Genomic DNA, 25,187 nt, shown 5'->3' on the forward strand with positions numbered 1-25,187 from the left:
CGTACAGGGATCGCTGCCCGCACCGTTGCGGGAAGCGGCGAACATGAGAGCGCTCCCACATTGGACCAGACCAACCTGGGCCGTCAACATCCGACAGAACACCTGTCCTGCCCGATTCCTGCCCGGACGGATCGAACCGGGCATCACCCCATGACGACGACCTGCCGCACCGCCTCACCGGAGGCGAGCCGGGCGAACCCGTCGTTGATGTCGTCCAGCCCCAACCGGCCGGACAGCAGCCCGTCCACCGGCAGGCGTCCCGCGCGGTAGAGGTCGATGAACCGCGGCACGTCCCGGCGCGGCACGCACGAGCCGAGGTAGCTGCCCTTCAGCGTGCGTTCCTCGGCGACCAGGTTCAGCGCGGGCAGCGTGATGGTGCGGTCCGGGTGCGGCAGTCCGACCGTGACGGTCGTGCCGCCGACAGCCGTTGCGGCGTAAGCCTGTTCGAGCACGGCCGCGACACCGGTCGTGTCGATGACCTTGTCCGCGCCACCGCCGGTCAGCTCGCGGACGTGGGCGACGACGTCCGGTCCGCCGGCGGCCTCGTGCGTCGCGCCGAGCGTCAGGGCGAGCTGCCGCTTGTGCTCGACGACGTCCACCGCGACGACCTGGGTCGCGCCCGCGGTGATGGCCGCGAGCACCGCCGACAGCCCGACACCGCCGAGCCCGAAGACCGCGACCCTGTCCCCCGGCACCACCTGGGCGCTGTAGAACGCCGCGCCCGCCCCCGTGAGCACGGCGCACCCGAACAGCGCGGCGACGTCGAGCGGCAGGTCCGGCGGCACCAGCGTGGCCGAGCGGTCGGAGATCACCGTGTACTCGGCGAACCCGGACACGCCGAGGTGGTGGTGCGGCCGCGTGCCGTCCGGGAGCGTCCACCGGCGCTGCCCGCCGAGCAGCGTGCCCTCGCGGTTCGCGGCGGCTCCCGGCTCGCACAGCGCCTGCCTGCCGGACGAGCACGGAAGGCACGCGCCGCACGCGGGCACGAACGACAGCACGACGTGGTCACCCGGCGCGAACTCGGAGTTCGGGCCCGCCCCGACGACCTCGCCCGCCGCCTCGTGGCCGAGCACCATCGGCAACGGCCGGACGCGCGAGCCGTCGATCACGGACAGGTCGGAGTGGCACAGGCCGGTGGCGTGCACGCGCACCAGCACCTCGCCGGGACCGGGCGGGTCCAGCTCGAGGTCGACGATCTCCAGCGGCCCGCCGACCGCGGTCAGCACAGCGCCTCGCGTCTTCACGCCACCACCAGGCCTTCCATCGCGGTGCGCAGGTGCGCGGGGATCTCGACCGGTTTGCGGGTCGTCCTGTCGACGAACACGTGCACGAAGTGGCCTTCCGCCACCACGTCCTCGCTGTCCTCCAGGAAGAAACCGACCTCGTAGCGCACGCTCGACCGCCCGAGGTGGCCGATCCGCAGGCCCGCGTCCAGCGCGTCCGGGAACGAGACCGAGGCGCGGTAGTTGCAGTGGGACTCCACGCACAGGCCGATCTCCGCGCCCCCGTGGATGTCGAGCCCCGACGCGATCAGCCACGTGTTGATCACCGTGTCCATGAACGCGTAGTGGACGACGTTGTTCACGTGGCCGTAGACGTCGTTGTCCGCCCATCGGGTCGGAATCCGCTGCCAGTGCCGGTAGCTGTCGCGCAAGGATCCTCCGCTGCTGTGGTTCACCTTCAGCCGAGCCTCCTGATCAGCTCGACCCTCGACCGCACGCCGAGCCGCGCGAAGATGTTGCGCAGGTGGTGCTCGACGGTGCGGTGGCTCAGGAACAACCGCGCGGCGATCTCGCGGTTCGTGGCGCCCTCGGCGACCAGGGTGGCGATCTGCGCCTGCTGCGGCGTCAGGTCGGAGTGGTCCTTGCGCTCACCGGTCGAGTCGCCCGCCGCGCGCAGCTCGGCGCGGGCCCGCTCGACCCAGTGGTCGGCCTGGTACGACTCGAAGATGCGCACCGCGTCGCGCAGGTGTTCGCGCGCCGCCTTGGGCCTGCGGCCGCGCCGCAGCCGGTTGCCGTACAGCAGCTCGGTCTTCGCGAGCTCCAGGGCGGTGCCGCTGGCGCGGTGCAGCCGGATGGCTTCCTCGAAGTGCTCGTCGGCGGTGCCGGTCTCCAGCAGGCCGTGGCAGCGGTGCGAGAGGGCCAGCCGTGCCGCGCTCCCGGTGGCGCCGGCCCACCTCTCGTACCGCTCGAACGCCCTGTCCCCCGTGGACGGTTTGCCGCACGCGACGGCGGCCTCCACCAGGTGCGGTGCGGCCATCACCTTGATGCCGGCGTGCCCGTGGTGCAGGCGCAGCCGGTCCAGCGCGTCGGCCGGCCGGTCGCGCGCGAGGTCGACGCACGCGAACGCCCACGCGCCGAACGTGCCGGGCCGGGTGAGACCGCGTTCGGTGATGTGCTCGGTGGCGGTGTCGATGCGGTGCAGCGCCGTCTCCGTGTCGCCGCGCAACGCCGCCAGCAGCGCGAGGATCGTCAGGTGGTCGACCACGGCGTTGTGCTGGCCGATCGCCGTGGCCGCGTGCACGCCCTCGGTGGCCGAGGTCAGCGCCGCGGTGTGCTGGTCGAGCAGCAGGGCCGACAGCGCCCGGTAGACCAGCGCCCACGGCACGAGCGCGGTGTACCCGCTCTCCCGCGCCGACGTCACCGCGCTGGTGGCCATCTCGAACGACCGCGTGGCGTCGCCCAGCACGTAGGCGGCCTGGCTGGCCCAGATCCGCGCCTGCGGCCCTGGCACCTGGACGGCCAGGTCGACCACCGAGCGCAACGCGGGCATCGCCTCGTCGTGGCGTCCGGAGAGCGTCGCGGACATGCCGATCAGGTGGTCGAGCGTGAGCCGGGTGACCGGGTGCTCGTCGGGCAGGCGGATCGACCGCGCGAACTCCGCGACGGCCGTGTGCCGGCGGGGGTCACCGGCGATGCTCGCCGCCTCGCCCGCGAACCCCAGCGCCGCCACGGCGAGCCCGCGTTGCGTTCCGACGAGCCCCTGCGCGGCGCGGACCAGGCGGTCCGCCGCCACGTCCGGCAGGCTCTCGCCCAGGTCGATGCCGCCCACGACGAGGTCCATGAGCGCTCTGAGCTCGACCGTGTCGGTCATCCGGACCGCCGTGCGCAGGACCGCGCGCGACCGGTGCGGGGCGCCGTGGGCCCAGTGGTCCGCGGCGGCCCTGAGCAGGCGGCGCGCCTTCTCCTCCGGCTCGGTGGTGAGCTGGGCGGCGCGGCCGTGGTCGCGGGCGGCGGTCACGAAGTCGCCGCAGCGGCGGGCGTGCTCGGCGCCGGCGGCGAGGGTGTCGGCGTGCTCGCTGCCGTCCTTGCTGGTCACGGCGCTGTGCCAGGTGCGGCGCGGTCCCGGTGGGAGCACCCGCGCGAGCTCGGCGTGCGCCTGGAAGCGCAGGGCGGTCGGGATTCCGTTGTGGAGGGTGGAGCGGATCAACCGGCGCGGGTCGAGCAGCGCGCCCGCCTCCGTCACGGCGTCGAGGTCGCCGGTGAGCCGCGCCAGTTCCTCGGCGGTGAGCTCGTCGTCCACCGCCGCCAGCGTGACGACGTGCCCGGCCTGCGGCGACAACGCCTCGAACCGCGAGAGCATGCGGGCGCGCAGCGAGCTGGACTCGGGCAGCACCTCCGGTGGCGGAGCCGTGCCGCCGAGCTGGTCGGAGGTGAGCGACTCGACCAGCTCCCGGAGAGCGAGGGGGTTGCCGCAGGCGAGCTCGGCGAGGTCGACCGCGAGCGCGGAGGGCAGGCCGGGCAGCAGGTCGTCGAGGAGCAGCAGGCTCGCCGCCCTGTCCAACGGCTCGAGCACCACGCTCGGCAGCCCGAACGTCTCGGTCTCGGTGGCGATGAGCAGCGCGGCGCTGGTGTCGGCGACGTCCGCGGCGAGCCGGCGCAGGTCGTCGTCGAGGTGGCGCACGTCGTCGACGCACAGCACCGCTTCGTAGGACTGGCGGGCGTAGTCGAGCATGGCCGACTTGCCGCAGCCGGGCTCGCCGCGCAACACGAGCGCCGAACCGTGCCCGTTGCGCGCACGCCTGAGGAACGCGTCGACAGCGACGCGCTGCCTGTCCCGGCCACGCAGCATGGGGCCAGTGTCACCACCTTCCGGCGGCCTGCGGAAGGGGTCGCGACGAATTTCACCTACCACTGTTAGTTTTTTCTCCGAAGTTCCTCGGCGCAACCGGTGGTTGTACCGATGCGTACGTCCGAGACGGGGTTGCAGGGTCGGTGTGTCCCCGAATTCACCCCTGCCGAATGAGGTGTACAAAGTCGTGCGACTTCGTTCATTCGTTCCGATCGCGCTCGCCATGACCCTGGTGGGCGCCCCCGCCGCCCAGGCGGCGGACAACCCGTACGAACGCGGCCCCGCCCCGACCAACTCGAGCATCGAGGCGACGCGCGGCCCGTTCGCCGTGTCGGATACCTCGGTGTCGTCGCTGGTCAGCGGCTTCGGCGGCGGCACGATCTACTACCCGACGAGCACCGCCTCCGGCACGTTCGGCGCGGTGGCCATCTCACCGGGCTACACCGGCACCCAGTCGAGCATCGCGTGGCTGGGCCCGCGCATCGCGTCCCAGGGCTTCGTCGTGTTCACGATCGACACGATCACGATCTACGACCAGCCCGACAGCCGCGCGTCCCAGCTCCTCGCGGCCCTCGACTACCTGACCCAGCAGAGCAGCGTGCGGAGCCGGATCGACTCCTCCCGCCTCGGCGTCATGGGTCACTCGATGGGCGGCGGCGGCACACTGCGCGCGGCGAGCCAGCGCCCGGCCCTGCAGGCGGCGATCCCGCTGACGGGCTGGCACACCACGAAGAACTGGTCGTCGGTGCGCGTCCCGACGCTGGTGGTCGGTGCCGAGAGCGACTCGGTCGCCCCGGTCTCGTCGCACTCCGAGCCGTTCTACACGACGCTGCCGTCCACGCTGGACAAGGCGTACCTGGAGCTCAACAACGCCACGCACTTCGCGCCGAACTCCCCGAACACGACCATCGCGAAGTACAGCATCTCGTGGCTCAAGCGGTTCATCGACAACGACACCCGCTACGAGCAGTTCCTCTGCCCGGCGCCGGGCCGCAGCACCCTGATCGAGGAGTACCGCGACACCTGTCCGCACTCCTGATCCGCTGAACACGGGTCGCGGCGCCTTCAGAGTGGAGGGCGCCGCGCCCCCGCGTCAGGCGAGATGACCGTCGGGCCGCACGAGACCGGCCTCGGTCTCCACGTGCTCCCCGGACCGCAACCGGGCGAACACCGAGTCGTGGTCCGCCACCCGCCGCCCGGTCCCGTGGTCCACGTCCAGCCCGGCAAGCCGTTCGGCGAGGATCCTCGACATGTCCGGCGCGGCGGCGATCAGTCCGCTGATGACCGACCGCAACGCCCGCACCTCCTCCGAATACCCCGTGATCAGCGCGGTCTGAGCCCTGGTGTGCTCGAGCAGGGCGGCCCCGACGGGGTGGCGTTCGTCGTGGTAGGTGTCGAGCAGCGACTCGCCCGCCCTCCCGGTGACGACGGCGGCGAGCTTCCAACCGAGGTTGTGTGCGTCCTGGATGCCGGCGTTCATACCGACTCCGCCCGTCGGGAAGTGCATGTGCGCGGCGTCCCCCGCCAGCAGCACGGCGCCGGACCGGTAGGCCACCGCCTGGCGCGTCGCGTTGCCGAAGCGCGACAACCACTTCGGGTCGCGCATGCCGAAGTCCGTTCCCGCGATGGCCTTCACCGTGACGCGCAGCTCGTCAAGGGTCAGCTCACCGGGCCACGCGGCGACGTTCGACCCGGGATCTCCCCCGACGATGCGGTGCAGACCACCGGGCAACGGCACGACCATCAGGCCACCGCGCTCCCCCGCGACGCTGGCGAACCCACCGGCCGGCGGCGCATCCAGCACCACATCGCCGAGCCAGCCCCACGTCGTGGCGTCGGTGCCGGGGAAGTCGATGCCCGCCGCCTCGCGCACGGTGCTACGAGTCCCGTCACAACCCACCACATACCTCGCCGTGACTCTGGAACCGTCGGCCAGCGCGACCCCGTCGCCGATCAGACCCACGACCCGCCGGCCTCTGAGGACGGTCGCGCCCAGCGCGCGAGCGCGTTCCTCCAGCAGCTCCTCGGTGCGGGCCTGCGGCAGGGCCAGCGTGAACGGGTAGGGCGTGTCGAGGGCGGAGAAGTCCAGGCGGTCGGGCAGCCCGCCGAAGTGCCCGTTCGGGATGCGGATGCCCTCCGCCAGGAACGGCTCCACGACACCGCGGCAGTCGAAGATCTCGATCGTGCGCGGGTGGATCGTGAGCGCCTTGGAGTTCGGGTCCCGCTCCTCCCGCGCCTCCAGGACCGTGACGGAGGCCCCGCCCAGCCGCAACTCCCCAGCCAGCCACAGCCCGGTAGGCCCGGCACCGGCGATGACGACGTCCACACTCACTCCCTTGGTCACTGACCAACAACTGGGAGCCGAGTAGACTAGGTCAGTGACCAAGAGTCAAGCGGACGTGGTGCGCACCGCCCTCGAAATCCTCGACGAACGCGGCGCCGGAGCGGTGTCGATGCGGGCCATCGCCCAACGGCTCGACGTCCGGATGAACACCGTGCTCTGGCACGTGAAGACCAAGGCGCGGCTGGAAGAGCTGATGGCCGACGCGATCGTGGCCGGCGTTTCGTTGTCGGGGCTGCCTTCGCACTGGCGTGAACGGGCTGCGGAGATCGCTCGCCGCTATCGGCTTGCCCTGCTGGCACATCGGGATGGCGCCGCTGTGGTGGCTGGGACTTACGCCGCCGAACCGGCCACGTTGGACACCGCTGAGGCGTTGGTGGCCGCGTTGCTGGAGGGTGGGTTGCCGGAGCGCGAATCCGCCTGGACTTGCTGGAGTCTCATCTACTTCGTTCTCGGGCTGGCTCAGGAGGAGCAGGCGGTGCCGGACGGGTCCCGCAGCCCCGAGATGGGAGAGCGCGCCTCATTGACGCGTGTTCTTCCTTTTCTCACCGGGAGTTTCGACGAACGGTTCGAGTTCGGCGTCGCCAAACTCCTGTCGTGATCAGCGCTCGATGGGCTGGCCGCGACATCTCAGGTCAGACCGATCCGCCGGTCGTCCCGGAACAGAAATTCCGACGCTTGACGGCGCAACCGCGCAACGACGCGGTCTCGTTCACGTCCGGGAGCGTCCGGGAAAGAGCGGGGCGTCAGTCAGCCGGCCTCGGATACGTCACCAGGTGCCGGTAAGCGTCAGTCGGTGGCAGTGATCCGCCGCGGCGTCCGGTCACCGGTGAAGCCATCACGGACTACTCGGCCGACCTCGCGGCCCGTCGCCGGCGCGAACAGCAGGATCTCGGCCGCGGGCCGCTGACAGGCGCGTGGATGGTTGGCTCGCGCCCCGTCGAGGGGTCGACGCCCGGCGTACGGCGACGACACGGTCGCGGGCTTGGCCCCGAACGTGGAGCGCCGCACTGGCGCCGGAAGGCCTGCGGGCCGTGGTGAACCTCGTGCATTCACCTCAAAGTGTTCAAGTCACCCTCGCACTTCCGTTGACGGAAGCGGATGGTGGCCTTTTCCGCTGTCGCCACCACCGCAAAGAGTGCAGTTCCGCAACCCTCGCGGGAAAGGGATGGAAGTCAGCGGAATTTTCGATGGCGCGTTGTTGATGTTCAACGATTCATCGCACCGATCCTGAAAGGAATCGGTTTCACATTATGCGGAGTTCACTCTTGCGGGCGTATTCGTGCGTCGATTCTGCGTGGCAACGGATTTCACGCTTTCATACCCCTGGATCTCCGGGTACTCATCGCACGCAGGAGGACAGGGAAATGGGCAGATCCAGATTCGCGATCACGGCGTCGGCCATCGCGCTGACGGCCTCGGGGTTGCTCGTGACCGCGGCAGGCGCGGCTCGAGCGGAATCGGGATACGACAACATCAGCATGTACAAGCAGGAGAAGACCCAGTGGTGCTGGGCAGCCTCCGGCCTGACGATCGCCAAGTACCACAGCCTCGGCAGCACGCAGACGGACTTCTGCAGCCGGGCCCAGCCGGCCTACGGCTGCAACAACCAGCCGGCCACGCTCGACGACATGGCCAGGGGATGGAGCAGCCTCGGCATGGCACGCCCCGGCTCAGGTCTGGGCAGCGCGGCCTCGTTCAACCAGGTCTACACCGACGTCAAGGCCGCCCGTCCCATAGGCGCGCGCATCGGGTGGACCTCCGGCGGGGGCCACATGAACGTCGTCTACGGCTACGACACCTCGAACAACACCATCGCGGTCGCCGACCCGTGGCCGGACACCACCACCTACACGTGGTGGAACTACAACGACTACGTCAACAACAGCTCGTTCAAGTGGACCCACTCCCGAATCGGCATCTCCCGTTAAGGCAGGCATCGTGCGCGAACCAAGAACGTCCAGGTGGCAGGCGGCTTCGCGCCTCTCCCGCCTGACCGCTGTCCTGACACTGGGCGCATCCGCGCTGCTGTCCGTCGCCGGCCCCGTCCACGCCGCCCCGGCCGAGGACCCGCTCCCGGTGGACATCCCCGACTACCAGGCCGCTCTCGACACCGTGAGGTCGATCGACACCCGTAACGCCGTGTGCCGCTTCCTCACCGTGCCGGTGCCCGCGGGCGGGTCCGACGCGGTCCACACGATTCCGGAGAAGACCAATCCGTGCGAGGGCATGCCGGCCTTCACGATCAAGGACCCGCTGGCGGTCAGCGAGATCACGCCGGGCTTCGTCGCGGGCACGTCCCAGCCGATCGCCACCGAAGCGATCAAGCTGACCCGTCTGGTGTCCTCGCTGAGCACCACCGTCAACGACCGTCAGGCCACCGTCATGCTCGCTCCCACGCAGGGCGGCGGCTGGCACCTGGCGGCGGTGCGCGAAGGCGACGGCGACGTCGCACTCGCCGGCAAGGCCGTCGCGGGGGCCTTGGTGTTCACCGAGCCGCAGATCCGCGGCTGGTACCAGCTGAAGCTCATCACGGTGGAGCCGCTCAACGACCAGGCGCGGGAAGGACTGGGCGGCCGGTCGGCGATGTCGCTGAGCGAGTACCAGAAGCTGGTCAAGGCCCGTTATGCCGACAAGATGCCCGCATCGGAGTACGACACCAAAGGCATGTCCAGCGGCTACGGCCCCGCGAAGGAGGCGAAGAGCGCATCGTCCGCGACGACGCCGCTCGTCGGCGCATCGGGCGCGGCGCTCGTGCTCGCGGGCGGCGCCTTCTTCCTTCTCCGTCGCCGACGCGACACCATTGGCTGAGTCCCCCGCTTCGCCTCGATACCCGGCATACGGCCGGGGTCGGGGCGAGGCCGTGCAGCGGGTCCGCCTACCCCGCCCACGCCGGCCAGCCGAGATCACAGTCGCCGCGCGCGCCCTGCCAGCTGATCAGCTCGGCGGTGACGCCACCAGGCCGTGCAGGACAGTAGCCGCGTTCTTCGTGAGGTTCTGGCAGATAAGCACGTTCCCGAGGAACTCCCGGTCGGGGTGCGTGTGACCGCGGTACTTCTGATGAGCGGAGTCTCAGCTCTCCCAGACGATCGGCGACTTGCCGTACTCGGACCGGTTGTACTCGGCCGCGGCGACCTTCAGGCCGTCCGGCGCCCCGCTCAGCACGCAGGTCTCGTACGACGCGCCCGAGGTCGTGAACGTCTTGGGCGCGCTGCTGGAGTCGCAGTTCGCGGTGTCGCCGCTGATGATCACGCCGGTGCCCTTGCCGTCCGCGCCGAGGCCGCGCAGCGAGACCGAGGTGAAGCTCAGGTCGGTGCCGCTCAGGTTCTCGACCTTGACCCGCAGGTAGAACGGCGTGATGTTCTTGGCCTTGTCGCCGAACTTCACGAGGTCCTCCTTCGCGCCCTGCTCGATGGCGACGAGGGTGACGCCCATGGTGCCGCTCTTGTCGCTCAGCGTGTAGGGGATGACCGCCTGGGCGCCGACCTTGAGCTTCGTGCCGGGCGCCGTCACGTTCCCGCCGGCGGCGACGGGCGGGGCGGACGCCGTGGTGCTCGCCTTCGCGCTGGAGGAGGTCGTCTCGGCGGTCGTCGTGTCCGAGGTCGCGGGGGTCGCCGTACCGGTCGTCTCGGAGCCGCAGGCCGACAGGAGCAGGCCCGCCGTCGCGACGGCGGCGATGAACAGGGGGCCACGGGCGTGCGTCACTGCGGGACTCCTCGGACGACTACGGACGGTCACGTGGAGGGTAGGTCGTTGCGACGAACGGCGGTATCGGTCGTTCGCACCACACGGCGGCTCAGAGGTCGTCGAGGCCGATCAGGCCGTCCTGGATCGCCCGTGCCACGAGCGCGGCCTTCGTGGGTGCCTCGCGGCCGATCGCGGCGTACTTCACCCTGATCCGCTCCAGGTGCGAGTTCACGGTGCTGAGCGTGATGTTCAGCCGTTGCGCCACGAACTCCTTCGACTCCGACTGGAACCACTCGACGAGCACCTCGGTCTCCCGCGGCGACAGCGCCGGACGCGTCTCGGAGGAGTCGCCCGCCAGCGCGCCCGCCAGCGCCGGGGGCGTGTACGACTGCCCGGCCGCCGCCGCGCGCACCGCCTGCACCAGGTGCTCGGCGCCCTCCGCCTTCGTCAGGTAGCTCAGCGCCCCGAGCTCCAGGCACTGCAGGACCACCTCGTCGTCGGCGCGCATCGAGTACACGACCACCTTGCGCCCGTCCTCGACGAGCTTGCGCAGTGCGGACATCGCGGGCGCGACACCGCCGAGGTGCAGGTCCAGCACGACCACCGAGGCGCTGGAACCGGGTTCTGTCCACGCGACCTCCGGGTCCTCACCGCTCGCGACGAGCGCTATGCCCTCGGTGGACAGCCAGTGCTCGACTCCCGCGCGCACAACGGGATGGTCGTCGACCACGACCGCCGTCACGTCGTCCGCCATCGCGCCTCGCTCCTCACCAGTCCGCTGTGGACACTCGTCTCGACCGTCACCGACACCGGCGGGACCGGGTTTTCCGGCAGCACACCCGGAGCGTCCGCCACCACCGCCACCCGCACCTCGGTGGCCGTGCGCAGCAGGCTCACCTTCGCACGTCCACCGGCGGCGGCGAGGGCCTGGGCCATCGGCGCCACCAGCTCCCGGCGCACCTCCGTCGGCACCGCCGTGGCCGTGCCGCTGACCGCGAGCGACACGACGACACCACGCCGTTCCGCCACGTCCACACAGGCCGTCAGCTCGTGCAGCAACGGGTCCGGCACGTCGTCGTTCTCCGCGAACAACCTGCGCAGCTGCACCGCCGCCACCGAGCACCGCAGCCGAGTCGCCTCGTCGGCGATGCTCACCACCTCGTCGGCGAGGTCCACGAGCAACGGCAGCAACGCGCCCAGCTGCCCCTCGAACCCGGCCCGCAGGTCCTGCTCCCATTGTCGCGCGAGCTCTTCACGGATGCGGGCGGCGTCACGTTCGGTGGCGGCCTGCGCGGCCAGCCGCGCGTCGCGCAGGAGCACCCGCGTGATCACCAGGATGCCCAGCTGGAAGCTCGTGCCGCTGAGGATCACCACCCCGGCCGTTCCCACGTCCCCGTTGCCGGTGTGCGCGAACCACGCGACGCAGAAGCAGATGTGGGCGGCGAGGGCGGCCACCAGGATCTTGGGCCGCTCCACCAGCACGAGCAGCAGGTACCAGCCGACGAGCCCGAACGCCCAGTCGGGCGGCTCGAACGACGCCCCGTCCGGCAGGCCGGTCGCGGCGAGCACCGACGAGGTGAGCACCAGGGCCGTGACGGGTGCGGCGACGGTTCCCGGCAGCACGGCCCGGCCTGCCGCGACGTGACCGGCCACGATGCCGAGAACCGCGGTCAGGAGGCCGTAGGCGAGCCAGGCGGCCGGGCCGTGGCGGTGTTCCACGAGAGGGGGCAGCGTGAGGACGAGCTGGACGGCGAAGATCACGACGACGAGGACGCGTCGTGTGGTGGCGAAGACCGCCTGGTCAGTCATCAGCCGGCCACACCAGCCGCGTCGTCGTCCCCCGCGCCGGCACCGACTCGACGACCGCCGCTCCCCCGGCCGCCCGCAGCCGTTCCACCACCGACCCGCGCAGCCCTCGCCGGTGTTCCGGCACGTCATCGATCACGAAGCCCCGGCCGTCGTCGCGCAGCACCACGACCGCGCCCCGCCCGTCCCGCGACACCGCCAGCTCCGCCACGCCCGTCCCCGCGTGCCGTTCCACGTTCGTGAGCAGCTCCCGCACCGCCCGCACGAACGCCAGCGCCACCCCGGCCGGCACCGGCACCACCTCGGCGGACACCCGCACGTCCACGGCGCTGTCCCTGGCCACCGCCGCGAGCGCCGCGCCGAGGTCCGCGGTGCCCTGCGCGTCGCCCCGCTCGGCCAGCACCACCAGGTCACGGCGTGCCTGCGCGGCCACCGCGGACGGATCGCCGCCGTGCGCGGCCATCAGGAACGTCGCCGCCGCCGTGTCGTGCAGCAGGGCCAGGTACTCGCGCTCCCGGCGGCCGCGGTCCAGTGCGACGGCGGCGGCGCGGTTCTGTTCGGCGGCGCGCTCCCGCAGCACGTCGACCCGCCTGCTCGACCGGCGCAGCAGCTCGTAGGCCAGCCGCGCGAGCACCGACTCCAGCACCGCCCGCACCAGCACGCCCGGACCGGTCACCACGACCTGCACCGCGAGCAACGCCGCCGCCGCGGGCACCGTGACCCTCGGTGGCCACTGCCACTGCCAGGTGATCAACGTCGTCGTCAGCACCGTGAGCACCCACTGCCCCGCGCTGCCGTCCAGCGCCACCGACAGCACCACGACCCGCACGAACGCCACCGGCAGGGCCACGCGGGGCAGCCGGAAGTCGGCGACCGAGGTGAGGGCGACGAACGCGAACAGCCCCCAGCCCAGTGGCGTGCTCGTCGAGAAGGCGCCGAACAGGCTGATCAGGACGACTCCCGCGCCGCGGACCGGGCCCGCGAGCCGGGACACCGTCGCGAGAAGCCTCACCTCCAGCAGCACGAGCCGCATTTTGTCAGGTGAATGCGCTAGGCATTCAATTCGACCTACACTGAAGTCATCGAGCGGATCACACCTTGACGCGGCCCTTGGTGGACCACATCCGGTACCCCGCCGCCACGGCCTCGGCCTCCGACGCGAACGTCATGTCGCCCTTCATCCGCCGGTAGTAGGGCGAGTCGGCCGTGTGGTAGACCATCGTCTTCGAGTTTCCCTTGAGCGGCGACGACTTCTGCCGGTCCACCGGGGTCTCGGCCGGCCGCTCCACGACCACCTTCTCCGCCGTGAGCCGCGGCGCGGGCAGGGCCAGCACCTGCTTCGGCGGGTCGGCCTTGGAGCGGCCGCGCACCGACAGCCACGTCAGCACCGACCCGATGGCGAACGACACCGCGCACAGCACGAACATCTGCGAGAACAACCAGAGCACAGGAACTCCTAACGGACGACGACGTCGACCTGGCGTGTGGCCGGGTCGTACTCGCCATCGGGGGCGGGACGGGTCTCGGTGGCGATCAACGCGGACGACACTCCCTGGCCGACCAGCACGTCGCGCACCATCTGCGCGCGCTTCTCCGCCATCGTGGGATCGGTGCCGTGCGCCACCAACGTGACCGAGGCGCGCGGTGCGACGAGGAGCATGCGGCCGACGCGCTGGACGAGCACAGGACCGTGCCCCTCCCACGCCGTGGTGCCCTGCACGAACCGGATCGCGCCGTTGCCGTTGACCAGCCGGCTGATCGAGTCGTGCAGCGCCTCGACGTTCAGGTCGCCGGACACGGTGGACGGCCCGACCTCGACGCGGTCGGTGACCTGCAGACCGTTCGTCGCTTCCCTGACGGCGTCGCGCAGGGCCTTCGCGCGTCCCTCGTCGGGCACACGGGCCGCGACCGCCACCTGACCGTTGTGGACGGTCGCGGTCACGTCGGACACCTCGGCGGACAACACGGCCGAGACCAGCCGCCCGACGACGGCGGGCGGGATCGGCAGCGTGCCACCGAGCCGCAGCGCCGCCGTGACGCGGTGGTCGCCCGCCTTCGTCGCGTCGAGGAGCGCGCGGCGTTCGACGTCGTCGGCCACCGCCCCGGACAGCAGGAGCTCGGCGCCGCGCAGGGCGACGAGCAGCTGTTCCGGCTCGGCCGTGCGCACGTCGGTGGCGCCGACGCCGGACACGTCGGACACCACGGCGCGCACCGCGTCGGCCGAGCGCGGCGAGACCTCGCTGACCACGACCGACCGGCCGCTCACCGAGACGACGCCGTGGTACCCCGCCTTCCCCAGCGCTGTCCGCACCTCGGCGTCCAGCGTCCGTTCGATGCCACCGCCGTGAACGACCACGCCGGTGGCGGCGAGCAACGCGGGCACCAACAGCCCGCCAATCCAAACCGCGTGAGGCAAACGCACGCCGAGGGCTTACCGGACCGCGAGACCGCAGTTCCAGCCGCTCAATCCTTTCGGACCGAACTTCACCTGATCAGGTGGATGGCTCCCCTGGGTCCGCATTCTCGGGGAGCCACCTGGTCTCAGTCCCGCGCGGGAGTCCTCGTCCGCCGCCACGCGATCACGATGAGCGCGATCAGGCCGAACAACGGGATCGTGCTGATCGCCCACGACAGGCCCATCGGCGGCCCGGGCTGCTCCATCACCTGGAGGTTCTTCAGCTCGCCCGTCGCCGGTCCGGCGGGGCCGTCGATGGCGAACTTGAACGTCCACGTGCCCGGCTCCGGCAGTGCCTGGATGTCGAGGCCCCACACCTCCCGCTTGCGCGGATGACGCGCCAACGGGTCGTCGCCCATCTCCTTGTCGCCGTGGACGAGGGTCAGCGTGCCCTTCTTGTCGGCGATGCCGTCCTCGGGCGCGAACGTGAAGTCCAGCGACTGCATGGCCTTGACCGGCCACGTGCTGAAGCCGACCGTCAGGTTGTACGGTCCCGCCTGCACCTTCTCGGTGTGGACGACGTTCACGGGTTCGAAGGCGAGCGCCGGGGCGGTGAGGCCGAGCAGCAGCGCGACCGCGCCCGCGAGTCCCAGCAACGTTCTACGCATGGCTGTTCTCCTTCGCCGGTGCGAGGTGGCGCAGCATCTGGCCGAACCGGCGGCCGAGCATCCCCGCGAGGGCGCCGAGCACCGCGCCCGCGACGACGGTGGCCACGTACCGTTCCATGTTGGGGAAGTTGCCGCCGCTGACGAGGATGCGCTGCACGGGCGAGAGGCCCGTGATGATCACGCCGCCCACGAGGCCCGGCACCCAGGCCGGCAGGCCGCGCAGCAGTTCCACGGCGACGGCGACGAGGATCAGGCTCATCGGGATCATGTTGGGCAGGCCGGGGATGCCGTCGGCGTAGTCGCGCAGCGGCAGGCCCGTGGCGTCCGCGTAGACCTCGGTGGCCCACGGTGAGAACCACCAGAACACGGCTTGCAGCGCCGCGACCACCACACCGACGGCGAGCGCGCCGCCACGGCGGTTCAGGACGTAGGCGCCCGTGAACAGGATCATCACCGAGAAGAACGCGCTGCCCGCGTTGACCGTGTTCACCGGTCCGCCGGGCAACGCGCGCAGGCCCAGCACGGTCACCATGCTGAACGTGAGCAGCGTGGCCGCGGCGCCCGCGACGCCGTAGGTGCCCCACTTCTGGTCACGGGCGACCGCGAAGATCATGACCGTGCCGACCATCGTGATCGAGATCGACAGCAGGAGACCGATGTGCGGCGGCGAGTCGATCACGGCGTCGAAGCCGTACAGGCCGTGCCACCACTGGTCCCACAGGCCGTACACCAGGAACAGCGCGGCGCCGATGCCGGAGATCAGGTAGCCGACGGGTGCCGCGAACGTGCGGCCGAAGACGCCGACCGCGCGGCCGCCCACGAGCGGGTCGACCGCCTTGTCGCGCTTGGTGTTCGCCGTCGTGGTGAGCACGACGAGCAGGCTCGCGAGACCCGAGATGGCGCTGCCCGCGTACAGGAACAGGTGCGGCAGCGTGAAGAACGTGTCAGGGCCGACGTCGGAGTGCCACTGGATGTCCCAGGTCAGTCCGACGAGCGAGGTGACGGCACCGGCGAGCACGACGCTCGCGGGCACCAGTCCCCTCGGGACGCCGACCCTCGCCGACGGCGCGGCGACCGCTGTGATGTCCACTTCGATTTCCTCCCCCTTCAGGTGAGCAGCAGCGGGATGACGACCCGCTCCGTGCCGAGTGACACGGTGATCTCCCATTGCCCCGCCATGAACAGGCCGACGTCGCCCACCCGGTAGTGGCCGGGCTCGGCCGGCGCCGCGGTGATCGGGGCCAGCGCGTGGCCCATCAGCGGCATCGCCGGTTCGACCGTCACGTCGCCGCCGGCGGCGTTGCCCGCGCGGTCGGTGATCCTCAGGTCGAGCGTGGTGCTGCCGGACTTCGTGCTCGCGGGCGTGAGCTCGAACCGGAACCGGCCGCTCTCGGCGACCTGCGGCCGCGCCTCGACGTCCCGCGGCCACAGCACGAGCAGCGCGGCCACGAGTGCGACGACCCCGGCCAGGGCTCCCAGCGCGTAACGCCTCACTTGGTCGCAACCCCCTTCGCCGCCGGGACGTCGATCTCCTTCGGGACGGTGACGACCGAGTAGTCCCGTTCGACCTGGATCCACACGAGGTACTTGCCGGGCAACGGGAACGAGTAGGTGAACGGCACGTCCGGCCCGTACGCGGCGACGCTCTCGTCCGGCTTGTCCGGCATGCCGGGGACCGGCGGGATCATCGAGTGCACGTGCGCCCAGATCGGCGCGGTCACCGGACTGCCGGTGACGGGCCCGACGACGATCATGTGCCCGAGCATCCCGAGCCACGGTTGCAGGTCCCGTTCGCCGAACTTCGCCGTGATCGTGCTCGGCCTGCCGGTCTCCCGGATCTCCGTTGTGACGTCGGCCTTTCCGGCTTCCGGCGCGGAGCCCGTGCCGGCGACGTCGATGCTCGACCGCAGCAGCTGCACTCCCCCGCCGCGACGGGCGATCTCCGCGGCGACGGCGTGCCTGCCCTGCTCGGGATCCCTGAGCCGGGCGCGGTACTCGCCGGGCGCGGTGCGGATCGGGTGCAGGTGGCGGAGGGTGCCGGTCGGCGACACGACGACGAGGTGGATGAACGCGTTGTCGTGCACCAGCAGGTCGTCCACCGGCCGGCCGGACGACCCGTCGGTCAGGCCGAGCACCAGGTCGTTGCCTTCCCTGCGCGGCACGAGGTTCACCGGCGGCCGGGAGAAGTCCGTGACGGACGTTCTCCCGTACGGGTTCATGACGCTGTCGAACGTCGGGTCGAGCTGTGTGCCCGGAGCCGGGATCGGCGGAATGGTGGGCGACAGCAACGCCGCGGTCACCCCCACCGCGATCGCGGCGACCATGCCCGCCGTGGGCACGAGGGCGAAGCCGGGCTTCCCTGCCACCGCGAGCAGCAAAGCCAGCAGCAGCAACGCACCCGCCGCGATGAACCCGCCGTAGGTCGCGTTCTCCCACGGCGACGCGACGAGCGCGGGAACGACGAACGGGATGCTCGCCTCGTCGACCGCGAGCTCCCACGGACCGGGCCGGTCCACGTGCACGACACCGGAGTAGAACCCTGGTGTGGCACCGAGAACGACCTTCGCCGTGCTCGTCTCCGCGCCGACCGCACGCGCGGTCAGGGTGATCTCCCCCGGCGGTGACCCGGCGTGCGTCACCACGTCGACGTGCACGGGTCCCGGCACCTCCGCGACCCGACGGATGATCACCGTGAGGTCGCGGTCGCCGAGACTCTGCGCGACGTGGACGTCCGCGCCGGACTGGGCACCGTCGGCCGCCGCCGGGCCCACGACCCCGAGGATCGCGCCCAGCAGGAGCAGCAGGATCACACCACTTCGCTTCATCGCGCCACAACGTATCGATCATGGCCTGCCGACGCGTCACTGCCGGGACTGAATCCGGGTCCCCCGCGCGGGGGATTTCCGACCCCTGCGAAGCGGGAGGACCTCAGGGCCGCTTATCCGGCAGGATCACCGTGCGATGGACTCGATCAGAATGCCCTTGAAGCACCAGTCGTGGCTGGTGGCCGCCGTGTGCATGGTCGCCGATGCCGGATTCGTGCTGCTCGAGCACAAGTCGTTGTGGCGGACGGCGGTGGTCCTGGTGCTGACGCTGGCCGTCGACGCGGCGCTGGCCGGTCCCGCGAAGCTCTCCGGCTGGGTGGCCGCGGCGCAGGCGGCGTTGCCCGTGCTCGTCCTCCTCGCCTTCGGCAGGGGCATCGACGCGAACGAGGCCGGTCTGCTGATCGCCGGCTACCGCGCGGGAGCCTGGCTGCGCGGCACACCGGCGTACCTGTCGCTGGGCCTGCTCTCCGCCAGCCTCGTGACGTGCTCGTTGTTCGTGGGCCAGGGCCTGGTGACGGCGTTGCTGGTGGCAGCCAAAGCCGCCGTGCTCCCGTGGCTGGTCGGCCGTTACACCACCGCCCGCCGCGCGTACCTCGCCGAGATGGAGAAGCGTTCGGAGATGGAACGGCGCGACGCCTCGGCGGCCGTCACCAAGGCCGTGAGCGAGGAACGCAGCGCCATCGCCCGCGACCTGCACGACGTGATCGTGCACCACGTGAGCGCGATAGGCCTGCACGCCGGCGCCGCCCGCCTCGGCCTGCCCGACAGCGACACCCGCCTCGCGCTCTCCCTGCGTTCCGTGGAGATCGCGAGCCGCGCTGCCATGGTCGACCTGCGGCACCTGCTGGACCTCCTGCACGGCGACAAGTCCGAGGGAGCCAGGCAACCGGGCCTCGACAACCTCGACGAGCTGCTCGACGGCGTCCGTTCCGCGGGCGTCCCCGCACGCCTCGAGGTGAGCGGCCGGCGGCGCGACGTGCCGGAGTCGTTGGACGTCACCGTCTACCGGATCATCCAGGAGATGCTGACCAACGCCCTGCGCCACGGCGACGCGTCCGGCGTGACCGTGACGCTGGAGTACGCTCCGGCGGCGCTGGTCGTCACCGCCGAGAACACGGCGGGCGCCCGCAACGGCTCCGGCTCCGTGCGGAGGGGCCTGGTGGGCATCCGCAACCGCGCGTCGATGTTCGCCGGCACCACCCGCTCCGGCCTGGAACCGGACGGCAGGACCTGGCGCACCGTCGTCACGTTCCCCCTGGAGGCGTCATGACCCTGACGGTGCTGCTGGCCGACGACCACGCGATGCTGCGCTCGGGCATGCGCGCGATCTTCGACACGCAGCCCGACCTGGAGTGCGTGGCGGAGGTGGCCGACGGCAGGGCGGCGGTGTCCGAGGTGGCCCGCCTGCGCCCGGACGTCGCCGTGCTGGACATCCGCATGCCGAAGCTGGACGGGCTGGGCGCGACCGAGATGATCCTGGCCGACCCCGCGAACCGCACGAAGGTGTTGCTGCTGACCACTTACGACTCCGACGAGTACGTGTACCGGGCGCTCAAGGCCGGTGCCAGCGGGTTCCTGCTGAAGTCGTTGCCGCCGGAGGAGCTGATCTCGGCGGTGCGCGTGGCGGCTCGTGGAGATGCGCTGATCGACCCTTCCGTGACCCAGCGGTTGATCGCCCGGTTCGCCGTCAGTCTCGCGCCGCCTCCCACGCCGCCGGAGCTTGCCCTGCTGACGGCGCGGGAGCGCGAGGTGCTGCAACTGGTGGCGGCGGCCCACTCCAACGCCGAGATCGCGGCCCGGCTGCACGTCGGGGACGAGACGGTGAAGACGCACGTGTCGCGGGTGCTGGCCAAGCTGGGTCTGCGGGACCGGGTGCACGCGGTGGCCTACGCGCACATGAACGGGCTGGTGCAGGCGCGGCCACCGCTGGACCGGCCCGGTCAGATCCGGCCGAGCAGCTGACGAGCGGCCTCGAAGTCCCGCTCCCCCACCAGGAACTCCCGCAGCACCTGCTCCAGCTCGGCGGCCCGGATCGTCCCGTCCCCGTCGTGGTCGAGCTCCCGCATCGCGGCGATCAGCTCGTGCCGCCGCGGGCTGTGGTCGAGCAGCCGGGAGTACTCGTCCTGCCGCACCTCGTCGTTGCCGTCCCGGTCGATCAGCCCGCGCACGGCGGCCGCGACCGCGCCGTAGCCGTGCTCGCGGGAAGGCGCACCCGGATAGCGCCCCTCAGCCAGCGCCACGTGGTACGCGTCGGCGGTCACGATGCCGTCCGGCGGCGTGCCGGTCGCCGCGCACAGCTGTTCCCACCACGACCGGAACGCCTCGTGGACGTGGTCCTCGTCCTTCTCGTCCAGGTCGAAGTGCGTGCTGATCTCGCGGGCCATCGCCAGCAGGTCCGGCCAGCGCAGCCTTCCGTCGCCGTTCTGGTCCAGCACCGTCCCGAAGAACGACTCGGGCGCGGCCTCGGCCCGCGGGGAGGCGGCGGCCCTGATCGACGCGGCCGCCAAAGGCATGTAGCGCCACGGTTTCGGCAGGAAGTCGAACGCCATGCGCACGGACAGGTGCAGTCCGTCGACCAGAAGACCCAGGCCCGGCAAGGTGGTCAGGCGCAGGCGTTCGCGGTAGACGGCGGGCAGCGTCACGGCCGTCGCCTGGACGGCGGCGGTCACCACGGCGTAGCGCAAGGGTGCCCAGATCAGGTCCGGGATCGGCAGGCCCGGTGGCGGCGGCACGCGGTAGACGCTGCCGGACAACAGGTCGCGAACCGTCGCGTTGTCCTCCAGCACGTCGGCCACCACGTGGTCGAAGTAGCTCTGGAACTCCTCCGGCGTGGCCGGGAGGTCGTCCGCGGACAGGCCGAACTCCTGCCCGAGCCGTCGCCACTCGTCGTAGAAGCGGGCGGTCTCCTCGGCGGACATCGGGTCGCCGCCGAGACGTTGCATGGTCAGCACGCCCTCGAACAACGTCAGGTGCACCCAGGCCCTGGCCGCGATGTCGCCCGCGTCGAACTGCCTGCCGTAGCCGTCGGTGCCCTGCATGCGGCGGTGCAGCCGGTCGAGCCGGGCGAGCTCGCGGCGTTGCTCGGAGGCGCTGCCGTAGACGTAGGTGTGCAGGCTTTCCAGCGTGCGCAACAACCTCCGCCACGGGCGTGCGTTGTAGACGGAGTACTCGGCCACGGCGGCACCCACGGCCGGATGCGCGGCCTGCAGCACGAGCGCGCGGTGCATCACCAGCAGGAACCGCCACTGACCGAGGCGGTCCCATGTGCTCGATTCCGGTCCCAGCGCCACTTCGACGGTCATTGCGCCGAAGTTAGTCATGACGCCGGGGCCGGAGATCGAAAACCGCCGGGGATTCACCTCATGCGGTGGTGGAATCCACCCACTTGCCCGAAATCACCGCCGGTACACGCCGAACTCGTACAGCGAGTAGCCCCACCCGGTTCCGCGCTGCGTGGCGTGCAGCCGCACGTACCGGCCGGTCGCGGTCACGTCGATCGAGCCGACGCCGCCGTTGCCGGTGGCGGTGCCGTAGACCGAGCGCCAGTTGTTGCCGTCGTCCGACACCTGGATCTCGTACGCACGGCCGAACGCGCCCTCCCACACCAGCTGCACGTGCTGGAAGGTCGTGACGGCACCGAGGTCGACGCGGATCCACTGCGGATCCGCCCAGTCGGTGGCCCACCGCGAGGAGGCGTTGCCGTCCACCGCGTTCGACGGCGGGAACGGTGCCCCGTCGCCCACCTGCTGGTACGACGACGCCGTGGTGGCTTTGCCCCGGGCCACGTTCACACCGGACGGCTGTGGCGCGACGACCCGCACCGACCGGGTCTCGATGCCGATGTTGCCGCGGCCGTCCTCGGCCATGACGTAGACCTTCCACACGCCGAGGCGGTCCGGCGCGGTGACGGTCAGCCGGGTGCCGTCGACCTGGACCGGAGTCGCCGCCAGGCCACCGCTGTTGTCGATGTACTTGCTGTTGAACGCCGCCGACCACGCGATCGCGTCACCGTTGGGATCCGACGCCGCCACGTCGATGGCCAGCGGGGCACCGGCGGCGACGGTCTGAGGAAGGTTCATCGACGAGATGACCGGCGGGGTGTTGGCGGGCGTGGCGCCGCCGAACGCCCGTTGCACCGCGTAGAACGACAGCCGCTTCTTGCCCGCGGGAGTCAGGTTGAACCACACGGCGCCGAAGTCGTACTCGGTTCCGTAGTGGAACAGCGTGCCGCCGAAGGAGACTCCGGTGTGGCCGACGATGCAGTTCCAGGCCTGGGTGTAGCCGTCGCGCTTCTGCACATCGGTCGGCTCGGCGGGCACGCCGTTGGCGTCGTTGGGCACCTCCCACTCACCTGCGGGGCCGGCCTCGGTGAGGATGTACGGCTTGGTGTAGCCGCCGTTGATCCAGTCCTGGCGCACCTGGCAGACGTTGCCGTAGGAGTTGACGGCGTAGAGGTCGAGGTCGGGCGTATGGGCCTTCAGGTACACCCATGCACCGGTCCACGCGTCGGTGTTCGTCACCGGGTGGTTGGTGTCGATTGCGTGGATCGCTCGCGCGGCCTCGTTGATGTAACGGGCGTAGGCGATGCGCTGGTTCTCCAGCTCGGTGCCGGAGTAGCAGTTCTGCAGACCGAGGATCGACTCGTTGCCCACGTTCCACATCAGCACACCGGGGTGATCCTTGTAGGTCGTGACCCACTGCCGGATCTGGCCGAGCATGTCCGCCTTGTACTGCGCATCGGTCACGTAGTTCACGCAACCACCGGAACCCGGACCACCGCCGGGCTGCAGCCAGAAACCGTTGATCACGCGAAGCCCCTGAGCCGCCGCCGCGTCCAGAAGCGGACGGGTCGAGGCGTCGGTGCCCCAAGTGCGCACGGTGTTGGTGCCCATCGCCTTCAGCTCTGGCATGTACCGCGCGGCGTCCGCGGCGGGCGGACCCCAGGTCAGGCCCTTGACCGTCCACGGCTTGCCGTCCACCGTGAGCTGCCAGTTGCCCTGCGACCCGGTGACGTGCACGCCGGTGCCGGGCTGCGGGTTCGAACCCTGCTCACCGAAGACCCGCAACTCCCACAGCGAGACGCCGTAACCGTTGGCGCGCTGAGTCGAGTGGACTCGGACGTACCGGCCGGTGCCGCTCACGTCGTAGCCCTGCCGGCCACCGGTCCCGCCGGTCACCGAACGGACCGTCTGCCACGCGTTGCCGTCGGCCGAGACCTGGATCTCGAACGCCGTCGCGAAAGCGGACTCCCAGTCGAGCTCCACACGGGTCACGGCCGAGGTCGCGCCGAGGTCGACCCGCAGCCACTGCGGGTCGCTCCACGCACTCGCCCAGCGAGTGCCGGAGTCACCGTCGACCGCGGCCGACGCGGGCGTGCCGCCGTTCTCGGTCGAGGACGCGACCGCGGGTTTGCCCTGCGAGAGCAGGACCGGAGCTGCGTGAGCGGGGAGCACCGCCAGGCCTAGCAGCACGGCGACGACCGTGCAGATGGAGCGGACGCGGACCATCGCGCCTCCTGCCACAAGTAGGGATGTGTGCGTGGAGAGCGCTCTCACAACCCTGCCGCCGAACGTTACGACGAGACGTCGGCAGTGTCAAAGAACCGGTCTTGACACCTCCGGGACGGGAGCGGGACGCTGTTTGGGAGAGCGCTCTCCCAAGCCGGTTCCCCACGTCGGCAGGAGGACACAGGTGTCCAAGAAACTCAGCGCGGTAGCGGCCGCGGCCGCACTCGTGACGGCGGTGATCGTCGTCGCGAACCAGTCGGCCCAGGCCGACGACCTCGTCACGCACCACGAGTTCCAGGCGAACTGCTCGGTCACGACCCACCTCCCGGACGACCCCATCGTCTTCCCGGGGCTGCCGGGCGCGTCGCACATGCACACGTTCCTCGGCAACGCGTCCACCAAGGCCAGCAGCACCAACGACTCGCTCAAGGCGGGGCAGACCAACTGCAGGACGCCGGACGACAAGTCGGCTTACTGGTTCCCGTCGGTCTACAACGGCGACCAGATCGTGCCGCCGAACTTCCCGCAGGTCATCTACTACAAGTCCGGCATCCTGAGGTACCAGGACGTCGTGCCGTTCCCGCCGGGCATCCGGTTCGTGGTCGGCAGTCCCACGGCGACGCAGGAGCAGTTCCGCACCGCGCCCGGCGCGGTCGAGGGCTGGGAGTGCGGCGACAGCTTCCACAACTGGGACATCCCCGCCTACTGCACGCCCGGCACCCAGCTCAACGTCCGCTACCAGGCGCCGAGCTGCTGGAACGGCCGTGACCTCGACTCGGCGGACCACAAGTCGCACATGGCCTACCCCGACCGCGCGACGCTGGTCTGCCCGCCGAGCCACCCGGTCGCGGTGCCGATGATCGAGTTCAAGATGGCGTTCCCGGTGTCCGGTGACATGTCGCGCGTCCGGCTCTCCAGCGGCCGCGGCTACACCTGGCACTACGACTTCATGAACGCCTGGGACGCCCCCACGCAGGCAGCGCTGGTCCGCCACTGCATCAACGGCGGCCTGCAGTGCGACCCGCGCGGGTTCGACCTGTACAAGCCGGATCGAGGAGCAGCGCTCGGACCGGACTACCGGTTGCCGCGGTGAGGTTCTCCTCCTCATGCACCCCAGGGCGGCGCGTGCCCTGGGGTGTTTCCGCGTTGCTGCTGCTGTCCGCGTGCTCGGCCGCGCCGCCCGGCGCGCCCGCCGCCCCGTCGCCGGTCACCAGCACGGACACGGCGTGGGTGCAGCTGATGATCCCGATGAACGAACAGCTCCTGCCCGCCCTCGACGCCGCCCCCGCCGAGCTCCGGGAGTTCGCCTCCGAGCTCAAGGCGTCGCACTCGGACGAGCTGGTCCAGCTGCGGCGGTTGCGGGACGAAGCGGGGTTGCCGGACACCAACCTGCACGCCGGCCACCAGATGCCGGGCCTGGTCTCCGAAGCGGACCTGCTGGTCATCAGGACGGATCCGGCCGCGCTCGTGAAGAAGCTCCACGAGCACCTGGACCAGACGGCCAAGCTCGCCCGCAGCGAGCAGGAGAACGGGACGGACGCCGCGACCAAGAGCTTCGCGGCGTCCGTCGAGTCGTCACGCAAGAGGCAGCTGGACCGCCTCGGTCACGGGTAGTTCACGACGTAGCGGACCTGGTTCGCCAGGTCCGCCTGGCCGCCCGTGCCGTTGATGACGTTGGCGATCGTGCCCACACCACCCAGCGACACCGCGACCAGGTGCGTGAACCGCACACCCGACCGGTTCGGCGCCTCGAACGCGTTGTCCGTCACGATGCTCGGATCCGCCTGGTTGAAGGCGTAGACACCGACACCGAACGCCTGGTGCGTCGTCACCGAGTCCGCGACCTTGTACCCCGCCCATCCCCGCTTCGATCCGTTCATCCACGCG

The 25,187-nt window shown here is 70.9% G+C and carries 24 protein-coding genes and 1 pseudogene; 8 read left to right on the forward strand and 17 right to left on the reverse strand.

All coding sequences use genetic code 11. The features are described from left to right. Nucleotides 1-143 precede the first annotated feature (143 nt). Genes VM306_RS05360 through VM306_RS05370 form a run of 3 tightly spaced genes read right to left on the reverse strand, consistent with a single transcriptional unit; the run spans nt 144 to nt 4,071 of the window. Nucleotides 144-1,244: a zinc-dependent alcohol dehydrogenase family protein gene (locus VM306_RS05360; protein ID WP_325511493.1), complete on the reverse strand. Its 1,101-nt coding sequence runs from the start codon at nt 1,242-1,244 to the stop codon at nt 144-146. Then, nucleotides 1,241-1,654 carry a thioesterase family protein gene (locus tag VM306_RS05365; RefSeq protein ID WP_325511495.1) on the reverse strand — a complete coding sequence of 138 codons (414 nt, stop codon included), beginning with the start codon at nt 1,652-1,654 and terminating at the stop codon, nt 1,241-1,243. The genes VM306_RS05360 and VM306_RS05365 overlap by 4 nt, the downstream gene beginning before the upstream one ends. A gap of 26 nt (nt 1,655-1,680) precedes the next feature. Continuing rightward, nucleotides 1,681-4,071, reverse strand: a complete 2,391-nt coding sequence (locus VM306_RS05370) for a helix-turn-helix transcriptional regulator (protein ID WP_325511497.1) — start codon at nt 4,069-4,071, stop codon at nt 1,681-1,683. 223 nt (nt 4,072-4,294) lie between these two features. On the opposite strand from VM306_RS05370, the gene VM306_RS05375 reads away from it, so the two are divergent. After that, nucleotides 4,295-5,110 (forward strand): dienelactone hydrolase family protein, encoded by an 816-nt coding sequence (locus VM306_RS05375; RefSeq protein ID WP_325511545.1) that lies wholly within the window; start codon nt 4,295-4,297, stop codon nt 5,108-5,110. A gap of 54 nt (nt 5,111-5,164) precedes the next feature. Here the strand turns inward: VM306_RS05375 and VM306_RS05380 are convergent, their stop codons facing one another. After that, nucleotides 5,165-6,397 carry an FAD-dependent monooxygenase gene (locus VM306_RS05380; protein WP_325511499.1) on the reverse strand — a complete coding sequence of 411 codons (1,233 nt, stop codon included), beginning with the start codon at nt 6,395-6,397 and terminating at the stop codon, nt 5,165-5,167. Between the two features lie 76 nt (nt 6,398-6,473). Here VM306_RS05380 and VM306_RS05385 point away from each other — a divergent pair, with 76 nt between their 5' ends. The 3 genes from VM306_RS05385 (at nt 6,474) to VM306_RS05395 (ending at nt 9,223) form a co-directional block, all read left to right on the forward strand. Then, nucleotides 6,474-7,013, forward strand: a complete 540-nt coding sequence (locus VM306_RS05385; protein ID WP_325511501.1) for a TetR/AcrR family transcriptional regulator C-terminal domain-containing protein — start codon at nt 6,474-6,476, stop codon at nt 7,011-7,013. A gap of 766 nt (nt 7,014-7,779) precedes the next feature. Beyond that, the gene (locus VM306_RS05390) at nt 7,780-8,343 is read left to right on the forward strand and encodes a papain-like cysteine protease family protein (RefSeq protein WP_325511503.1); all 564 of its coding nucleotides are present in this window, start codon (nt 7,780-7,782) and stop codon (nt 8,341-8,343) included. A gap of 10 nt (nt 8,344-8,353) precedes the next feature. Continuing rightward, complete coding sequence (locus VM306_RS05395) at nt 8,354-9,223, forward strand: hypothetical protein (protein WP_325511505.1); 870 nt, start codon at nt 8,354-8,356, stop codon at nt 9,221-9,223. 261 nt (nt 9,224-9,484) lie between these two features. Here VM306_RS05395 and VM306_RS05400 read toward each other — a convergent pair whose 3' ends face one another. From VM306_RS05400 to VM306_RS05445, 10 genes are all read right to left on the reverse strand, one after another. After that, on the reverse strand, nt 9,485-10,117 hold the full coding sequence (locus VM306_RS05400; protein ID WP_325511507.1) for a hypothetical protein: 633 nt from the start codon (nt 10,115-10,117) through the stop codon (nt 9,485-9,487). Nucleotides 10,118-10,208: 91 nt separating this feature from the next. Continuing rightward, nucleotides 10,209-10,853: a response regulator transcription factor gene (locus VM306_RS05405; RefSeq protein ID WP_325511509.1), complete on the reverse strand. Its 645-nt coding sequence runs from the start codon at nt 10,851-10,853 to the stop codon at nt 10,209-10,211. Next, nucleotides 10,838-11,908, reverse strand: coding sequence for a hypothetical protein (locus VM306_RS05410; protein ID WP_325511511.1), 1,071 nt, complete (start codon nt 11,906-11,908; stop codon nt 10,838-10,840). Before VM306_RS05410 ends, VM306_RS05405 begins: the two co-directional genes overlap by 16 nt. Beyond that, the gene (locus VM306_RS05415; protein ID WP_325511513.1) at nt 11,901-12,929 is read right to left on the reverse strand and encodes a sensor histidine kinase; all 1,029 of its coding nucleotides are present in this window, start codon (nt 12,927-12,929) and stop codon (nt 11,901-11,903) included. The genes VM306_RS05410 and VM306_RS05415 overlap by 8 nt, the downstream gene beginning before the upstream one ends. Nucleotides 12,930-12,996: 67 nt before the next feature. Next, nucleotides 12,997-13,353 (reverse strand): hypothetical protein, encoded by a 357-nt coding sequence (locus VM306_RS05420; protein WP_325511515.1) that lies wholly within the window; start codon nt 13,351-13,353, stop codon nt 12,997-12,999. 8 nt (nt 13,354-13,361) lie between these two features. Further along, complete coding sequence (locus tag VM306_RS05425; RefSeq protein WP_325511517.1) at nt 13,362-14,288, reverse strand: hypothetical protein; 927 nt, start codon at nt 14,286-14,288, stop codon at nt 13,362-13,364. A gap of 158 nt (nt 14,289-14,446) precedes the next feature. Continuing rightward, on the reverse strand, nt 14,447-14,968 hold the full coding sequence (locus VM306_RS05430) for a hypothetical protein (protein WP_325511519.1): 522 nt from the start codon (nt 14,966-14,968) through the stop codon (nt 14,447-14,449). Next, nucleotides 14,961-16,058: a hypothetical protein gene (locus VM306_RS05435; RefSeq protein WP_325511521.1), complete on the reverse strand. Its 1,098-nt coding sequence runs from the start codon at nt 16,056-16,058 to the stop codon at nt 14,961-14,963. The genes VM306_RS05430 and VM306_RS05435 overlap by 8 nt, the downstream gene beginning before the upstream one ends. A 17-nt stretch (nt 16,059-16,075) precedes the next feature. Further along, nucleotides 16,076-16,462 (reverse strand): FixH family protein, encoded by a 387-nt coding sequence (locus VM306_RS05440; RefSeq protein ID WP_325511523.1) that lies wholly within the window; start codon nt 16,460-16,462, stop codon nt 16,076-16,078. Continuing rightward, a complete protein-coding gene (locus tag VM306_RS05445; RefSeq protein WP_325511525.1) occupies nt 16,459-17,793 on the reverse strand; it encodes a hypothetical protein in 1,335 nt (444 codons plus the stop codon). The genes VM306_RS05440 and VM306_RS05445 overlap by 4 nt, the downstream gene beginning before the upstream one ends. Nucleotides 17,794-17,929: 136 nt before the next feature. Here VM306_RS05445 and VM306_RS05450 point away from each other — a divergent pair, with 136 nt between their 5' ends. Beyond that, nucleotides 17,930-19,063 carry a sensor histidine kinase gene (locus VM306_RS05450; RefSeq protein ID WP_325511527.1) on the forward strand — a complete coding sequence of 378 codons (1,134 nt, stop codon included), beginning with the start codon at nt 17,930-17,932 and terminating at the stop codon, nt 19,061-19,063. Then, nucleotides 19,060-19,755: a response regulator transcription factor gene (locus VM306_RS05455; RefSeq protein WP_325511529.1), complete on the forward strand. Its 696-nt coding sequence runs from the start codon at nt 19,060-19,062 to the stop codon at nt 19,753-19,755. The genes VM306_RS05450 and VM306_RS05455 overlap by 4 nt, the downstream gene beginning before the upstream one ends. On the opposite strand, the gene VM306_RS05460 is transcribed toward VM306_RS05455, so the two are convergent. Continuing rightward, on the reverse strand, nt 19,734-21,095 hold the full coding sequence (locus VM306_RS05460) for an oxygenase MpaB family protein (protein WP_325511531.1): 1,362 nt from the start codon (nt 21,093-21,095) through the stop codon (nt 19,734-19,736). The genes VM306_RS05455 and VM306_RS05460 overlap by 22 nt on opposite strands. Nucleotides 21,096-21,188: 93 nt before the next feature. After that, nucleotides 21,189-23,300 (reverse strand): discoidin domain-containing protein, encoded by a 2,112-nt coding sequence (locus tag VM306_RS05465; RefSeq protein WP_325511533.1) that lies wholly within the window; start codon nt 23,298-23,300, stop codon nt 21,189-21,191. 184 nt (nt 23,301-23,484) lie between these two features. On the opposite strand from VM306_RS05465, the gene VM306_RS05470 reads away from it, so the two are divergent. Then, the gene (locus VM306_RS05470) at nt 23,485-24,393 is read left to right on the forward strand and encodes a DUF1996 domain-containing protein (protein WP_325511535.1); all 909 of its coding nucleotides are present in this window, start codon (nt 23,485-23,487) and stop codon (nt 24,391-24,393) included. A 32-nt stretch (nt 24,394-24,425) separates the two neighbouring features. Next, the gene (locus tag VM306_RS05475) at nt 24,426-24,914 is read left to right on the forward strand and encodes a hypothetical protein (protein ID WP_325511537.1); all 489 of its coding nucleotides are present in this window, start codon (nt 24,426-24,428) and stop codon (nt 24,912-24,914) included. Here the strand turns inward: VM306_RS05475 and VM306_RS05480 are convergent. Then, nucleotides 24,905-25,187, reverse strand: a pseudogene (locus tag VM306_RS05480) (coagulation factor 5/8 type domain-containing protein); the annotation flags it as partial. The gene VM306_RS05475 and the pseudogene VM306_RS05480 overlap by 10 nt on opposite strands.

Origin of the sequence: Lentzea sp. (assembly GCF_035525475.1) — a bacterium.
In the GTDB taxonomy this organism is placed as follows: Bacteria; Actinomycetota; Actinomycetes; order Mycobacteriales; family Pseudonocardiaceae; genus Lentzea.

Coding starts and splice junctions, on each gene's coding strand:
- VM306_RS05410 (WP_325511511.1), bottom strand. CDS start 11,908: ATGACTGACCAGGCGGTCTTCGCCACCACACGACGCGTCCTCGTCGTC.
- VM306_RS05460 (WP_325511531.1), bottom strand. CDS start 21,095: ATGACCGTCGAAGTGGCGCTGGGACCGGAATCGAGCACATGGGACCGC.
- VM306_RS05465 (WP_325511533.1), bottom strand. CDS start 23,300: ATGGTCCGCGTCCGCTCCATCTGCACGGTCGTCGCCGTGCTGCTAGGC.
- VM306_RS05375 (WP_325511545.1), top strand. CDS start 4,295: ATGACCCTGGTGGGCGCCCCCGCCGCCCAGGCGGCGGACAACCCGTAC.
- VM306_RS05450 (WP_325511527.1), top strand. CDS start 17,930: ATGGACTCGATCAGAATGCCCTTGAAGCACCAGTCGTGGCTGGTGGCC.
- VM306_RS05430 (WP_325511519.1), bottom strand. CDS start 14,968: ATGCGTAGAACGTTGCTGGGACTCGCGGGCGCGGTCGCGCTGCTGCTC.
- VM306_RS05455 (WP_325511529.1), top strand. CDS start 19,060: ATGACCCTGACGGTGCTGCTGGCCGACGACCACGCGATGCTGCGCTCG.
- VM306_RS05370 (WP_325511497.1), bottom strand. CDS start 4,071: ATGCTGCGTGGCCGGGACAGGCAGCGCGTCGCTGTCGACGCGTTCCTC.
- VM306_RS05390 (WP_325511503.1), top strand. CDS start 7,780: ATGGGCAGATCCAGATTCGCGATCACGGCGTCGGCCATCGCGCTGACG.
- VM306_RS05445 (WP_325511525.1), bottom strand. CDS start 17,793: ATGAAGCGAAGTGGTGTGATCCTGCTGCTCCTGCTGGGCGCGATCCTC.
- VM306_RS05405 (WP_325511509.1), bottom strand. CDS start 10,853: ATGGCGGACGACGTGACGGCGGTCGTGGTCGACGACCATCCCGTTGTG.